This window comes from Bacillus sp. FSL K6-1033, from assembly GCF_038630765.1.
In the GTDB taxonomy this organism is placed as follows: domain Bacteria; phylum Bacillota; class Bacilli; order Bacillales; family Bacillaceae; genus Bacillus; species Bacillus altitudinis.
Window position 1 is genome coordinate 1,776,871 of the sequence record NZ_CP152041.1, and the last position, 14,323, is coordinate 1,791,193.

Sequence of the window (14,323 nt, forward strand, 5' to 3'; positions counted from 1 at the left end):
GCTCATTTTGTTGATGCGCTAACTCCATTCCTTCTGCCAGATAGAGAGCGTTCTTTTTATCTATATCATCATCAGGCCAATTGTGGATCAGTTGACGTAATCTAACTGCAACGGTCTTACAAACATCTTTCTACCAGAGTCCTAAGGTTATTTTGATTTAATCCCTGCCCCACAAAGAGGTATGATAATGGTTTCTTCTGATTCCTTTTGATATTTCATGTAGCCAGCAAAATTGATGGCAGATGTCACTTCGACATAAAATCCTTTCTGACTCAGTTTAGAGCGTGCATGTATAATTTCTTCTTCTTCAATATCAATAAACGTACCATTCGTCTTGTATACAGCTTCTAAAATTTGTTTGGAGCGAGCCGGGGCAGCAATAGCGATCCCTTCTGCTACGGTCCCTTTATTTGTGACAGGTGATGCTGATTCTTCTTCATTTTGATAGGCTTTCACAAGGGGTGCGCAGTTTTTCGCTTGTACAGCAACAATTTTCGGTATGTTATGAATGAGACCATTTTCAAATAACTCTTTAAAGCCATAATACGCACCGAGCAGCAGAGTGCCGTTTCCAACCGGAATGATTAAAGCATCCGGTGCTCCTTTTAGTTGCTCAAAGATTTCATAGGCGTATGTTTTTGTACCTTCGAAAAAATAAGGGTTATAGACATGGCTTGCATAAAAAACGTTTTCCTCGTCTACTGCCTTTTGGGCCGCAGCTGCAATGTCCTCTCGTGTACCATGAATTTCTTTAATCGTTGCTCCGTGGGCTTTTATTTGAGCGACTTTTTTAGGTGATGTTTGATCACTTAGATAGATGTCACAGGCAATACCACAACGCGCAGCATACGCAGCAATTGCCGTTCCTGCATTCCCGCTGCTATCAGCAATGACTTTTGTTACCCCTAATTCCTTAGCTTTTGTCATTAACACAGCTGCTCCACGGTCTTTAAATGATAGTGTAGGCATCATATAATCAACTTTTACATAAGTGTTTGGCTCATTAGGATCTAGAACGATTAAAGGAGATTGGCCCTCGCCCATTGTCACAGTTTCCCACGTCTTAGAACCTTTTGGAAATGGCATGGTTTCAACATAACGCCATAATGAATTTGGATAGTGATCCCAAGCTGTGACGTCTATTTTCGGGGTATCTTTCACTAGATTGAATACTCCACCACAATCACATTTCCATAGAGTTGGTGTCATCTCATATTTTTCCCCGCAATGGTTACAAATTAATTGATTCATTCTTCATCTGCCCCTTTGAATATTTTTTTATACAAAATATAATTTTTTATATAGGGTGGTCAAAAAAATATTCTAAATATATGCAATGGCATCCATTTCAATTTTGAATCCAAAATGTAATGCATTCGTTGGCACAACCGTACGAGCTGGTTTATGTTCACCGAAAAATTCGGTATAAACCGTATCTACTTTGTCCCATAATTCAATATCTGAAATGTATAATGTCATGCGCAAAATCTTTTCTTTTTTACTTCCTGCAGCTTCTACAATCATCTCCACATTCTTAAGCGCTTGTAATGTTTCTTCTTCAATGGGGCCGAACTCTTTTTCTGTCGTTTCGGGATTGATAGCAAATTGTCCCGAAACATAGACCGTGTTTTGATGAATGGTTGCGAATGCATAGTGTCCGTTTGATTTTAGATTTCCTACCTCGAGTACGCTTTCCATTTTGACACTCCTTACCTCGATTTATTTTTGATTTCATCCAAATAGCTATAGACGGTTACTTTGGAAATGCCTAACATAGATGCGACCTTCTCAACAGATCCTTTCATTAAGAAAATGCCCTTTTCATCCATGAATTTGATTAGTTCAATTTTTTCATGACGTTTCATGACTGGATGAACACTGTTTTGAATGATTTGTTGGATCAATTGATCTACTATTTCTTCCACATTTTCAAGATCATCATTTGATGTTGTTTCTTTTTCTTGAGCTTCCACTTGTGTAGAAAGAAATGTGTCCATAAATTGCTGCATTTGATTTAGTGCTTCAACATCAAAATTGATACAGAAAGCACCGATTACTTTTTGCTTTGAATCACGTATTAATGAAGTCGAAGAACGAATCGTACGCTTATCTTCTGTTACAAATGTATAACCAGCCAAATAATCTTCTTTAAAATCTTCTGATTGTAATACAGTCTTGACTAGATGATCAAATGATTGGCCGATTTCTCTTCCTGTCACATGGTTATTTACTGTAAACATGACAGATGCTTGAGGGTTCGTTAAATCATGAATCACCACTTCACAATTTGGTCCAAACATTTTTGCAGTAGATTTTGCTAAAGGAATATAACTCTCTAATAACTTTTTAATATGTTCCATGCCTAAGCACCTCATTTTTTTATTCCACTAGATTATATAATTTTTTATATACAAAAACAATATATAGATTTATTTATATGTTGTAATGCTCACAAGATCACAAATATGAAAATCACCACATAAAAAAAGCAGCCATTGACTGCTTTTTGCTTATGCTCCTTTCTAATTGTCTTCCTGCTGGATTCCATACAAAATGACGTCAATTCCCCATCGGAACCGTTCCATTGATACGGTATCACCTGCAAACATTTCTTCTTTTACACGATGAATGAAAGGAAACTGCGTTTTGTCTGCTTGAAGAAATGCTTTTTTTGTGTCTGAAATCTGTGAAGAGCCTTGTTTCTTCCAAGAGACCTTTTCGTAAGCTACGGAAGATACATATAACAGCAATAGGTCTACTCCCCATGCTGCGGATGTAGATTTGATCCCGCCTTCATGCAATGCAGCGAGAAGATGTTCGGTCAACTGAAGAAAGTTCGTTCCTTGTGGAATGGTGGAAAGAGAAATTTCAGCGAGACCAGGTTTTTCGAACAGCAGTAGGAAATAAGTATGCAATATGTCGAATAACTGTTCTTTCCATGTGCCATCCTCTGACTCTGGATAAACCATTTGTCCGAGACCATAATCCAATACGTAAGCACTGAGTTCTTGAAAATTGTTCACGTAGACATACAAGGATGCAGGTCCCGTATCCAATGCTTTAGCCACCTTACGCATACTCATGCCCTCTATTCCTTGCTCCTTAAGAAGCTCATAGGCCGTTTTCACAATAAGCTCACGGCTTAAGGGTTCTTTAGCCGGCCGAGACCGGCGACTTATAATACGACGATTTGAATTGTTCATACTCTCTTTATAACATGTCAAAGTAAAATAGTAAATTGAGCATCAATCATCATCCTTTTGAAAAGAATTCATCATATCTGCAAGCTTGACCGCAGCGTCTTTTGAAAAACACAGTTTTAAACTATTCTCCGATTCATGAGCTTTTTCCGATGAATATTCGTACATCATGTCTTCGTATTCTTCAATCGCCTTTTCAATATGATGAGGATGTCGGACAATAGCAAGTGCTAGCTCCCTTGCATCAAACATCGCCATGTTCACACCCTCGCCTGCGAATGGCGACATGACGTGAGCTGCATCACCGATAAGCGTTACTCCTTTATGACGATTCCATTTAAAACTGGTAGGAAGCGTATAAATCCGTCTTGGAATGATGGCATCTTCTGCATAACGAATATAGTTTTTCAGCTGATCATCCCAATCACTAAATAACGCTAATAATTGTTCTTTTGCTTCTTTCGCTTGATGAAACGGTATACCACAAGTCTCGATCCAGTTGCGTTCTACCATAAGGCTTGCATACACTTTGATTCGGCCATCTCCGTTTAACTGCCCAATCAGTCCTTTGTGGTCTGCCAAAGCAAACATCTTACCTCGTTTATTAAATTCAGCTAAATCAGGATGGTTCTCCTCTACGCTTAAGACATTCAGTTCTAGCATCGTGAGCCCAGAGTATTCAATCTCAATATCTGTTAACAGAGGACGCACACGAGAAAAAGCACCATCAGCCCCAATCAAAAGGTCAACTGTTTCGACAACTCCGTTTTCAAAATGAAGCTCTGTCATACCACTTTCTAATGAAACGCATCTTTCTAGTTTATACCCATATTTGATGGTTTCAGCATCAATTTGTTCTAACAGTAGTTCACATAACACACCACGATCAATTTCCGGGCGAGTACCTTTTTGATCTGATTCCGTTTCTTCATCTAAATAAATTCTTCCTGATTTATCAAGTAATCGGAAATCTTCCCCTTCATAGCGGGCCTTCTTTTGAAATTTCTCATAAACTCCTGCTTCTTTTAAAGCTTTTTGACCTGTTTCTTCGTGAATATCCAGTGAGCCGCCTCGTTCAAGGCTCTTGTCATGCATCTCTCGTTCATAAATGGTTGTTTGTATACCGTAATTTTGCAAAATTAAGGCAAGTGTTAGTCCCCCAGGTCCTCCTCCAATGATAGCGATTTGCTTTTGATCCTTAGATAATGATGTCATCTTCTGCATCTCCTCATCCCTTTGTGGAAATCGTTTTAAATTACATCTCATTTATATCATAACGAACATCGTTCGTAAAGAACAGTGTTCGTTTAAAAATCGTTTGTTTTACGATTGTGTTTTCATGAAAAGAATCCAATCGCCCAACATCATATGATACACTCCATTTAGGACGGTTAAAGGTTGTCGAATCATAACAACGATACTTAGGATCAGTAGATCTCCATTGTTCTCATTCTAAGTGTAAGAGGTGTTCCTATGAATAAATTATTGGCCATGTTGATATTAGGATTGAGCTTTAGTGGTGCCGCGCTCATTCTTTCAGTCCCTTTGTTATTCAAACCGAAAACAGAACAATTTGAGCTGGTGTTTGCTGCTGGATCATTGGGCGCTTTCGCAGTATTTGCTGTCTCATGCCTAGTGCTTCGAAAGCAATTCAATCGCTAAAAAACCTAAACAAAATCCACCGTCATGAACAGTGGAGATTTGTTTAGGTTTTTGTGATTTTTTAATATGAATTTAAAGAATGTGGTATAAGCTGACACCGATACTGAGAGCGAATAAAACAAGTGCAGGGATTGCTTTTTTAAAGGGATCTTTGGCCAATACGATCAGAGTAAATGCAGCTGCCAGCATCGTACCTCCTAACAATAAGCCTGATAATAACGCTAATGTTGGGATCCATATGCCAGCTAGCATTCCAGCAGCTCCTATTAACTCAAGAGCCCCCGTTAAAACATTGAAAAATGCGGGTAAACCAAATCGTTTAAACTCTTCTGCCATTTTTCCTGATATGATTTTCGTTCCTGTGAGGAAAAAGAAAACAGCCAATACAATTTGTAGAATAAGAATGAAAATAGTGATCACATCTTTCTAAGTTATTTGACCAGAAAGGGTCGCTTAATGGACACCGGTTTCTGGGGCCATCTTGATAAAATCTCACTTCCACATTGAATGGATGAAATTTATATGTCATAGCATATATCGTGCAAAAATAGAGGTTGTTTCTACCTTACAGATTTATCAAGATGGATAGTCTGAATAGAATAATTTGTTTAAAAGTAATTTTAATTGTTCAATCTCTTCATCGCTTAATTGATTTGTCACAGTTCGATGTGCATCCATGACGACAGGAAGAATCGCCTTTTTGATCTCGTCCCCTTTTTCTGTTAAAAACAGGTGATGCGAGCGCCGGTCTTGTTCATTATAGATTTTTTTGACAAGCCCTTTTCGTTCCATTGACTGGATCATTCTTACGACAGTGGTTTGATTTTTATCAATGCCTTCTGCCAATTCTTTTTGAGTTGAGCCTTTTTCACGGCTAAGAATACTAATAATACTCCACTGCTCTGGTGTAACACCGTATGGCTTTAACCTATTCGTAAAATAATTCGTCATTTTCACATCAGTGCGATGAACGAGATAACCTATTAAATCATGTAACTTCATGTAAACACCCTCTAATCATTTTATATGCTATAGCATTTATATTAGTGGAGCGGTTAAACATTGTCAAATTGTCTACATGTTATGCTTAAAATCAATTCCTGACATGATATACGGCAATGTTGATTTGATAAATTCTTCTGAAGATATGTGCGAACTATTTTTTCTCCACTCAACAGAAGCTCCGTGAATTCCCCAGCTTAAAAAAACAGCCGTGACCTTCAACACTTGCTTTTCGACATTTGTATATTGATTCGCTAACAACTGATAAAAAATAATTTCAAGCTGTTCTCGAACAATTGGAGCAAGTTCAGTTTCATATTCTACTTGGCAGCGGTTATGCAGAGATTGTTGGAAACTGGCTAGCGCTTTAAAAATATTCATCATTGTATCTTCATCTAGTTTACTATTGTTAAAATTGATACTTTCTAAATTAATCGACAATACTTCTGAGAGTGTTTTATCTAATAAATCGTATTTATCCTCAAAATGATAATAAAACGTGGCTCGGTTAATCATGGCTTCTGCTGTCACATCTTTCACCGTAATATCCTTAAATTCCTTTTTCGATGAAAGCTTCATGAAAGACTCCATGATTAATTTGCGCGTTCTTAATACACGCGGATCTGTCTTTGGCTGCGTCATCTTCTTCCCCCCTTCTTTTTAAACACATGCTTGAATCTGTCGGATAAACAACAAATTGAAGAAATTATTGGTGTTGATCTCACTCATTCTGTCTTAAGATTCAATTGTAAAGCAAATGATGACTTGATTCAAACAACTGATCAGGACACATTTTTTCCTGAAAAATTAAGGAGGAAACAACTTGAAAAATAATGACATGTTTTGTGATTTAGAAACTGGTGTATGCGGTGTAGGTGAAGAAGATATTCAGGTCATTGACTTTCACCAACCTAAAAAAAACATTACGCTCTACTATGTAACAGATCCAATTTGTTCTCATTGCTGGGCAATTGAACCTGTCCTGCGCCGATTTAAAGAGCAATACGGACATTATTTTCATTTCCAGACTGTGTTAGGTGGACTGCTAGAGAAATGGCATGACGGTCCAATTGATCCTGCGAACGGAATTTATAAGCCTGCTGATGTTGCGGGTCACTGGAGAGAAGTCGGAGAACATTCTCGCATGCCAATTGATGGGTCCTTAATGATTGACAATCCTGTTCAATCCTCCTACCCGTCCTCTCGTGTGTTCAAAGTGATTCAAAAACATCACGGTGATGAACAAGCCTATACGTTTTTACGCCGTGCAAGAGAAGCACTATTTGCATTCAATCAAAATATATCTGATATTACGGTTTTAATTGATATCGTCAACAACCTTGGACTGAACGGAGATGAGATTTTACATGAAGCGGAGCTCCATAGCGGACAAGACTTATTAAATCAAGATTTTGCTCTTGTTCGAGACCTCGGTGCAAGAGGTTTTCCGACCATCATCTTCGTCAATGAAGAAAATAAAGGAGTTAAAATCACGGGTGGTCGACCATTAGACGTCTATGTGGATGGATTAAAGCAAGCTTTAAACACAGAAGAGCTTCAACCGAAAAAGCTACCAGCGGTTTCTGCCTTACTCGAAAAAGAAAAATGTCTATTCTCTAAAGAGATTGAAGTGATGTACGATATTGATCAATCGGGTGTGCAGACTTTTATGGAGAAAGAACTTTCACAAGTACCGTTTCATATGAAAGAAGCTCTAGGAGAACAGTATTTCACAACTTCAACATAAGGAGAATGGCGATGGCTTACGTATTACAAGTGGATTTTAAGATGAATGGCCCTTTCGGAGATGAATTGGCAAAAGAGTTTTCTGATTTAGCGAGAAGTATTAATGAAGAGGATGGGTTCATATGGAAGATATGGACGGAGAATCCTGAAAAAAATGAGGCTGGCGGAATTTATTTATTTGAAACAAAAGAAGAAGCTCAAACATATCTCGATATGCATGCTAAAAGAATCACTAGCTTTGGCATAACAGACATCAATGCGAAAATCTTTGACATAAATTCTGAGCTGACTCATATCACAAAAGGTCCATTAAAAACGCATTAAGATTAACACACGAAAAAAGAGCGGTTGTTGACTGCTCTTTTTTCTTATGAATGAAGTAAGATATTCAACTTTAAACCGATTCATTAAAAGGTTATGATCAGCAGTTTCCCCTAGCTCACTTGTTGCTTGTTTTTTTAATTAAGTCTACACCATCATATGATAGGGTTTCTACATGTGTAGCCTTTTGCAGGATGTAATGATCAAAAAACGTCTTCGTATAGTCCGTCACAAGATGATGCATCTCTAATGCATCTCTTGTGCCTCTAAGTTCCTCATCTACACCGGTAAACACGATGTCACAGTAATCTAAATGTGCAGCACCATCAACAGTGAAATAATAAGTTTCCATACTATTGTTGTCACCAATGATCGCATTCATATTATAATTCGGTTCAGAAAACAGGAGCAAAAAGGGTTTATTGAGGTCGCTGTCGAGAAGGCCAAATGCACCACTATCTAAGCCAGCCCCGCAGACAAACCGGTCGTCATCCCGGCAAACCATAACCGCTGTAGGTCCGCCATAAGAATGTCCAGCGATACCCATGCCAGTGTCGAGTAGCAGTCTGTCATGAAAAATGGACTTCCATTCTCCAGAGTTTAGTTTGTGAAGATGATCGGCTACGTACCTTACATCTTCTGCCTGTCGTTCACTATATCTTGTTAACTCGTTAATGATTGGCAAGGAAAGGATGTTACGGCACATCTCAATAGCCGTTTCATCGTCAGGGCGCATATTCATCTTACCTGCCAGTGTTATCATCTCTGGATCTTCAGAAAACGCCTTAATGACTTCCGAAAAACCCTTTGATACATTCAACAGCTTCCCATCTTTCCGTTTGTACATGGTGCTATCCTGATGGCCGATACTGACGACAACATACCCTTGGCTTGCCATATCTGTACAGATGGCTGTGCCCCATTCAGGTGAACCACCCCCGCCACAAACATAGAATACCACTGGATAGCGCTCTTCCTTCCGAGAAAGAGCCAGATCGTCATAACAATGCGTTTTGATATCGATAGAGAAGAACTTTATTTCCTTCAAATACTCAGTGACAAGCGGCTGGTCATGAAGCATTTCGTAGACTTCAGGAAACATGTATGTGGATGGAGTCTTTCCTTCACTGCTATCAGATGGATAGTACATAAATGCGGTCAGTTCTCTTTTGGATTGATCTGATGCCGTATACTCAAAATCCATCTGGATTCGGCCGACTATGTAGCTACCGATTGGTTCTGGAAATGTGTCATACCTTTTCATTCTTTTATGCCCCTTTCATCATGAAAATGAATATCGGTTCTTTGCTGGCTGAGTATCGTATTGTGATATAATCTTGAGTCAAAGACAAGCGCTAAGAGAAAATGAACTTGCTGAATGGACATCATGATGGTGAAAAATTTCTGAAGAAATGATAGGGTGATAGCGATGAGAAGACTTGAGTCTGGTATATCAGTAGACAACGAAACATTTTCTGATGTTGCCAGGTATGAAAACGAAACAATTAGCAGAACGACAATCATCAACTCAAATATTCGTTCTCCTATTTTTGGAGCTGTCACTTGGATCATCTTGTATTTGATACGTGTGATCTGACGAATGCGAGATTTTTTGCCGGTAGTACGATTGATCATTGTACTTTTAGTCATTCAGACTTGCGCTCTGTGGGCATTGGCAAAAACGAAGCTGTCTTCACCAATTGCGAATTTTCTTCCTGCGATATGAGGGGAATGACATTGGAGAATGCTACGTTTATCGATTGTACTTTCTCTAATTGTAGATTCAATGACCGTGTTTTACAGGCAGCGAACATCGTCAATTGTACCTTTGCTGGTAAGCTAATAGATATAACGTTTGAGGGAAATGGCAAACAAAAGCTGATCGCCAATTTTGAAAACTGCACCCTTGATGGTGTTCGTTTTATAGGCTGTGACCTAGCGGCATGTATTCCGCCAGCATCCAAAAACCATTTATATGTTGAACATGTATCTGCACGAGTGAAAAAGGCCTTAGAGAAGATAGATGATGATCCTACTCTGTCTGACCATGATCGGAAAATAATAGTGCGGAGTCTGCGGAAGCTTGAACAAATGGAACAGTATATTTTTAACACGAAATATATGGAGAACATACATGGGGCCGCTTTTGTTGAACGCTTTTTCAGTCATCTTGGATGTAGCAAGGATCACATGTAGCGTTTGCTACATCTCTTTTCCTATTTTATCTTTATGTGGTACATCAGTTTCGAGTATATTTGAGCGGAATGAGTTCTTCGATTTTCACCTTGACCAGCTCCCCATCCATATCAAGAATGACAAAACATGTTGGCCCAAAGTCTGAAATGAGCTCTCGGCAGATGCCGCAAGGGCTGACTACCCTAATTCTTCTATCTTCTTCATCTGAATAAGGGTGTCTCACTGCAACAATTGTATCAAAATCTTTGTATCCATTCGATAAAGCGCTACCAATCGCAATGGCTTCTGCACAAACAGTTACCCGTCCGATATAGGCTTCTATATGGACAGCTGATATGATTTCTCCTGTTTTCATGCGGATCGCTGCCCCTACATGATGCTTGTCATCTTCATAAAGACTGATAATCTTCTTTTTTGCTTCGTCTATTAATTCGATATCTTCTTGTGATAGATCAAACGTTCTCATTGCGTTCCCCTTTCGCCTCACTGCTCGTATGTATTATACCAAACATGAGGTGATGAACTGAACTTCACTCTCCTTTGCAAACCAGCCAAAAGACCGTTTAATCTGTAGTGAATTGCCATTCTGAATGTATTTCATATTCAATTGAAAAAGGCTGCTTTCAAGTAAGCAGCCTTTTCGCCTATTTACACCAGAACATTTACCCTTTCTAGGTGTGAACTGAATCGCTAACGATTGATCACTTGAATGATTTTCTTCAGAGCATCTGCCGCTTCTGGAATTGGCATGACAACAAACACATGCAGCATTTCAGGATAAACAAAGGTTTTGATGTCCATTCCTTGTTCTGATAGTTTTTCATCGAGCTTTATGGCATCTGGATATAACATATCATGTGTTCCGATAAAATGAGTGATCTTCCCGATCCCTTTAAAGTCACCGTAAATGGGACTAATCAATGGGTCTGTGAGACTTTGATCAGCTGCCCACATTTTTGTGATGACTTCCATTCCTTGATGACCTAGAATCGGATCCTTTTTTGCGTATTCAAATATGAGAGGGTTGCTCATGCTCATATCCACACACGCAGATAGTAACACGATATCTTTCGGCTGCGGCAGATCCTCTTTCTTTAAAAGGTGCGCAAGACCAAGTGAGATGTTTCCGCCAGCTGAATCTCCCATGATCGTCAATTGATTGGCACTTCCGGCAGTTTTCAGAAGGTCTTTATATAGGTTAAGCATTTTCGGATACGTATCCTGGTTGCTATAATGAGGAACTTTTGGGTAAATAGGAGCAACTACTTTCGCACCTAGTGATTGCGCCATTTTATCCATAAACCACCAATGGACATTCAAAGGCTGATTTGTCCACGCGCCACCATGTAGATAGAGAATGACTTTTTGATTTTGTGATGCTTGTTCATTCAATGTGAAAACTTGCATGCCTTCGAATGTCTGCTCTTGTACCTCACTGATTAACTTCACATCATCCCCAATGGCATAAGGCTGCGTATTTTCAATTCCTTTTTGCTCAAGAAATTTTTTTGTCTGTTCGATACTAGAAAAACTCTCTTTATTACTTTGCGAAGCGAATAATGTTTCAAATTGAATACTTTCTTTAGAACGTTCACCATGATACATTTCTACACTCATTTTTTCTCTCCTTCACTCAATAGGTTTATTGATCATCCTGCTTTGGAACACGAAATGATTCCAGGTAGACTTGTACTTTTTTTTCAGGGGTTTTTAATAAGTTAGATAAAAGGTCTTGAATGAGACGAAGGCTTTTAATTTTCTTTTCAATTTCTTCATGTTTAAGATGGACAATTTGTCTTAGGGTATCAAGGTCTATGTCTTGACTTAGCATGTCCATAATTTCAGCTATTTCCTTTAATGAATAACCGAGCGTTTTCGCATCTTTGATCAATTGAATTTTCACAACATAGTCGTCTGTATAGAATCTGTAACCGTTTGAACGTCGTCTTGGAGCAGGTAATATGTTGTGCTCTTCATAGTAACGAATTGCGGCAGGACTCACTCCTGTTTTTTTGGCAAGTTCTCCTCTAGTCATCAACTCCATCGTTACTCCTTTTTTATTATTTTGTTTTACTATATGTACATTATAAAGGTTGAACTATACTTCAAGGTCAAGGTGAAACATTTTTCGGCTAACTTTTGTTATCAAATGATTGTAGCGAAGAGATCCCTAGCTTAACCATCCGAATAGAACATCTTCAAATGGTTCGACTTTACTGATTGTAGATTCAGAGGGGGTGAAGTCAACTTTTTTTCTGAAAAAATAAATTGAAATATCGATCATCATTTTATGGTTTAACATATTTAAGGTTGCTGTAAGGTTCGGATTAATACGAGTTAAGGTTGAGGTTGTACAATGGGTTTGTAAGGAATTGAGGGATGAGTCAAATGGTCCCCTCTTCTAAATCAATCATAGAGGTGAAAAGCTTTGAGAGAAAATAAAATTTTGTCTTCATTATGTTACTTCAGTATCTTTTTTGCACCGTTTCTATTTCCGATTATCGTTTATTTCTTAGGAAAAGACGAAGTGAAATACCATGCGAAAAAATCACTATGGACACATATTATTCCTTATTTGATTTTCGGTCTTGGTATTGCCGGTTCAGGTTTACTTGGCATGAACGATATCAGTCATGCTGGTCCGTTCTTAATTGCAACATATGCTGTGACATTCCTTGTGGCGATCTACTTCTTCATTTGGAACATTGTGAAAGGCATAAAAGTGTTTTCAGAATAAGAGTTAGAAAAAACGGTTCTGTGATTGAGCAGAACCGTTTTTTTGTATGTCCGTTTAAGCGGGTAATTGGATATCAATCGTTGTTCCTTCTCCTATCATACTTTGTATTGTAATATCTCCCCCATGTTTTTGGATGATATCTTTTGCAATCGCCATTCCAAGGCCTGAGCCTGCATGTGTCCCTCCAGTATTCGTCCCTCTATAGTAGCGATCAAACACTTTTTCTAGCTCTGCCTCTTCAATTCCTTTGCCGTTGTCTTGAATGGTGATGTGGGTATGTTCTTTTTGTTCAAGCTGTACAATGATTTTCACATCAGCATCATTGTGAACAAGGGCATTTAAAATGAGATTGGTGACCGCTCTTCGTATGAGGATCGTATCAATATTCAGCATGAGCTTGTCTACATTCGTTTGTAGCTCAATGGTCTGATCTGCATATCTCGAATCGTTGAGGATATCAATTAACGTTTCACGCAGCAATGGCACAATGTTCACAAGCTCTTTATGCAACATCACGTCGTTATTTTTCAGCCTTGTTGTTAAATTGAGATCCTCCATCACATCTTTGATGTACAATGATTTATTCTCAATGATGTCAGCGTAATGTCTGATATCTTGTTCTGAAAGAGGATAATTTGGATCTTTCATGATTTCTGCATAGCCTTGAATAGAGGATAATGGTGTTTTAATATCATGAGAAATATGACTGATCCACTCTTCTCGCATTTGCTCTAATTTGTCTTTTTCTTTTTGGCTTGAAGCGAGCTGCTCTGATAAGTGATTGACATTATAGAACACATCTTTATATATCCCCTTCGTTGGCAACTTCGTCGTATAATCTCCGTTTGCGAGCCTCTGGATGCCATGAATGGCACGGCCGAGCGGTTTGATGAGTTGCCGGCTGAATAAGTATCCAATGAATAAGGCAATGATGGCATCAATCGATAATAAAATCATCGTCCCGATATTGAATTGCGATATTAATTCTTTCGTATCAAAAGAAAATAAATATTTTCCGATGGAAGGGTCCTTAAATCCGATGAAATAGCTGTATTCCTTACCCTTTCCATTTTTTCCTCCAGCATAGATCGTCGACATCAATTGCTTATCTTTATATTTATGTAAGTTAACGACTTCTATAGGTGTGTATTTGCTCTTTAAGCCTTTAGGTGCTAGTGCATGATAGACGTCTTGTCCATTTTCGTCTAATATTTGAATCCACGCATTTTGTTGTTTTAAAGCTTGCTGTCCTTCTTTACTCACAGTGATATCTTGATCAGACAAGGTGATGTATTGTTCAAATGTTCTTGTAAAGGTTTCCGGCGTATTTTCTTCGTTTTGCTGACTGCTTGCTTGTAGTACAAGCCATATCATGAATCCAAATAAGTTAATAAAGACCGTGATAATGGTCACGATAATGACAGAGACCATGTATCTGCCTGTTAATCGCCATTTCATC

19 protein-coding genes are annotated in these 14,323 nt (G+C 38.5%); 6 read left to right on the top strand and 13 right to left on the bottom strand.

Annotation, left to right across the window (positions count from 1 at the left end; genetic code table 11):
* Positions 1-147 precede the first annotated feature (147 nt).
* The 5 genes from MHH31_RS09010 to MHH31_RS09030 all read right to left on the bottom strand — a co-directional run bounded on the left by MHH31_RS09010 (position 148) and on the right by MHH31_RS09030 (position 4,415).
* Entirely contained in the window at positions 148-1,251 is a 1,104-nt protein-coding gene (locus tag MHH31_RS09010) for a threonine synthase (protein WP_058337225.1), read from the bottom strand.
* 72 nt (positions 1,252-1,323) lie between these two features.
* The gene (locus tag MHH31_RS09015; protein ID WP_019744141.1) at positions 1,324-1,698 is read right to left on the bottom strand and encodes a RidA family protein; all 375 of its coding nucleotides are present in this window, start codon (positions 1,696-1,698) and stop codon (positions 1,324-1,326) included.
* Between the two features lie 11 nt (positions 1,699-1,709).
* Positions 1,710-2,360, bottom strand: coding sequence for a PAS domain-containing protein (locus tag MHH31_RS09020; RefSeq protein ID WP_017359563.1), 651 nt, complete (start codon positions 2,358-2,360; stop codon positions 1,710-1,712).
* 162 nt (positions 2,361-2,522) lie between these two features.
* A complete protein-coding gene (locus tag MHH31_RS09025) occupies positions 2,523-3,203 on the bottom strand; it encodes a TetR/AcrR family transcriptional regulator (RefSeq protein WP_058337224.1) in 681 nt (226 codons plus the stop codon).
* A 42-nt stretch (positions 3,204-3,245) separates the two neighbouring features.
* Positions 3,246-4,415, bottom strand: coding sequence for an NAD(P)/FAD-dependent oxidoreductase (locus MHH31_RS09030; RefSeq protein ID WP_058337223.1), 1,170 nt, complete (start codon positions 4,413-4,415; stop codon positions 3,246-3,248).
* Positions 4,416-4,673: 258 nt separating this feature from the next.
* Here MHH31_RS09030 and MHH31_RS09035 point away from each other — a divergent pair, with 258 nt between their 5' ends.
* Positions 4,674-4,862 (top strand): hypothetical protein, encoded by a 189-nt coding sequence (locus tag MHH31_RS09035; RefSeq protein ID WP_057079479.1) that lies wholly within the window; start codon positions 4,674-4,676, stop codon positions 4,860-4,862.
* A 72-nt stretch (positions 4,863-4,934) separates the two neighbouring features.
* Here the strand turns inward: MHH31_RS09035 and MHH31_RS09040 are convergent, their stop codons facing one another.
* The 3 genes from MHH31_RS09040 to MHH31_RS09050 all read right to left on the bottom strand — a co-directional run bounded on the left by MHH31_RS09040 (position 4,935) and on the right by MHH31_RS09050 (position 6,506).
* Positions 4,935-5,282 carry a DoxX family protein gene (locus tag MHH31_RS09040; protein ID WP_058337222.1) on the bottom strand — a complete coding sequence of 116 codons (348 nt, stop codon included), beginning with the start codon at positions 5,280-5,282 and terminating at the stop codon, positions 4,935-4,937.
* A 156-nt stretch (positions 5,283-5,438) separates the two neighbouring features.
* Positions 5,439-5,864: a MarR family winged helix-turn-helix transcriptional regulator gene (locus MHH31_RS09045; protein ID WP_058337221.1), complete on the bottom strand. Its 426-nt coding sequence runs from the start codon at positions 5,862-5,864 to the stop codon at positions 5,439-5,441.
* A 72-nt stretch (positions 5,865-5,936) separates the two neighbouring features.
* Entirely contained in the window at positions 5,937-6,506 is a 570-nt protein-coding gene (locus MHH31_RS09050) for a TetR/AcrR family transcriptional regulator (protein ID WP_058337220.1), read from the bottom strand.
* A 181-nt stretch (positions 6,507-6,687) separates the two neighbouring features.
* On the opposite strand from MHH31_RS09050, the gene MHH31_RS09055 reads away from it, so the two are divergent.
* Positions 6,688-7,611 (top strand): DsbA family protein, encoded by a 924-nt coding sequence (locus MHH31_RS09055; RefSeq protein ID WP_058337219.1) that lies wholly within the window; start codon positions 6,688-6,690, stop codon positions 7,609-7,611.
* Between the two features lie 11 nt (positions 7,612-7,622).
* Positions 7,623-7,934, top strand: a complete 312-nt coding sequence (locus MHH31_RS09060; protein ID WP_058337218.1) for a monooxygenase — start codon at positions 7,623-7,625, stop codon at positions 7,932-7,934.
* Between the two features lie 115 nt (positions 7,935-8,049).
* Here the strand turns inward: MHH31_RS09060 and MHH31_RS09065 are convergent, their stop codons facing one another.
* Positions 8,050-9,195 (bottom strand): choline esterase, encoded by a 1,146-nt coding sequence (locus MHH31_RS09065; protein ID WP_058337217.1) that lies wholly within the window; start codon positions 9,193-9,195, stop codon positions 8,050-8,052.
* A gap of 165 nt (positions 9,196-9,360) precedes the next feature.
* Between MHH31_RS09065 and MHH31_RS09070 the strand changes: the two genes are divergently transcribed.
* Both MHH31_RS09070 and MHH31_RS09075 read left to right on the top strand, forming a co-directional pair.
* Complete coding sequence (locus MHH31_RS09070; protein ID WP_281215200.1) at positions 9,361-9,528, top strand: hypothetical protein; 168 nt, start codon at positions 9,361-9,363, stop codon at positions 9,526-9,528.
* Between the two features lie 134 nt (positions 9,529-9,662).
* Complete coding sequence (locus tag MHH31_RS09075) at positions 9,663-10,127, top strand: pentapeptide repeat-containing protein (RefSeq protein WP_253718751.1); 465 nt, start codon at positions 9,663-9,665, stop codon at positions 10,125-10,127.
* 43 nt (positions 10,128-10,170) lie between these two features.
* Here MHH31_RS09075 and MHH31_RS09080 read toward each other — a convergent pair whose 3' ends face one another.
* The 3 genes from MHH31_RS09080 to MHH31_RS09090 form a co-directional block, all read right to left on the bottom strand.
* Positions 10,171-10,593: a cytidine deaminase gene (locus MHH31_RS09080; protein ID WP_058337214.1), complete on the bottom strand. Its 423-nt coding sequence runs from the start codon at positions 10,591-10,593 to the stop codon at positions 10,171-10,173.
* A gap of 224 nt (positions 10,594-10,817) precedes the next feature.
* Entirely contained in the window at positions 10,818-11,744 is a 927-nt protein-coding gene (locus MHH31_RS09085; RefSeq protein ID WP_058337213.1) for an alpha/beta hydrolase, read from the bottom strand.
* A gap of 25 nt (positions 11,745-11,769) precedes the next feature.
* Positions 11,770-12,171, bottom strand: a complete 402-nt coding sequence (locus MHH31_RS09090; protein WP_017367349.1) for a MerR family transcriptional regulator — start codon at positions 12,169-12,171, stop codon at positions 11,770-11,772.
* Between the two features lie 384 nt (positions 12,172-12,555).
* Between MHH31_RS09090 and MHH31_RS09095 the strand changes: the two genes are divergently transcribed.
* Positions 12,556-12,864 (top strand): DUF4870 domain-containing protein, encoded by a 309-nt coding sequence (locus MHH31_RS09095; RefSeq protein WP_007499277.1) that lies wholly within the window; start codon positions 12,556-12,558, stop codon positions 12,862-12,864.
* Between the two features lie 54 nt (positions 12,865-12,918).
* On the opposite strand, the gene MHH31_RS09100 is transcribed toward MHH31_RS09095, so the two are convergent.
* Positions 12,919-14,322 carry a HAMP domain-containing sensor histidine kinase gene (locus tag MHH31_RS09100; RefSeq protein WP_058337212.1) on the bottom strand — a complete coding sequence of 468 codons (1,404 nt, stop codon included), beginning with the start codon at positions 14,320-14,322 and terminating at the stop codon, positions 12,919-12,921.
* Position 14,323: the final 1 nt, after the last annotated feature.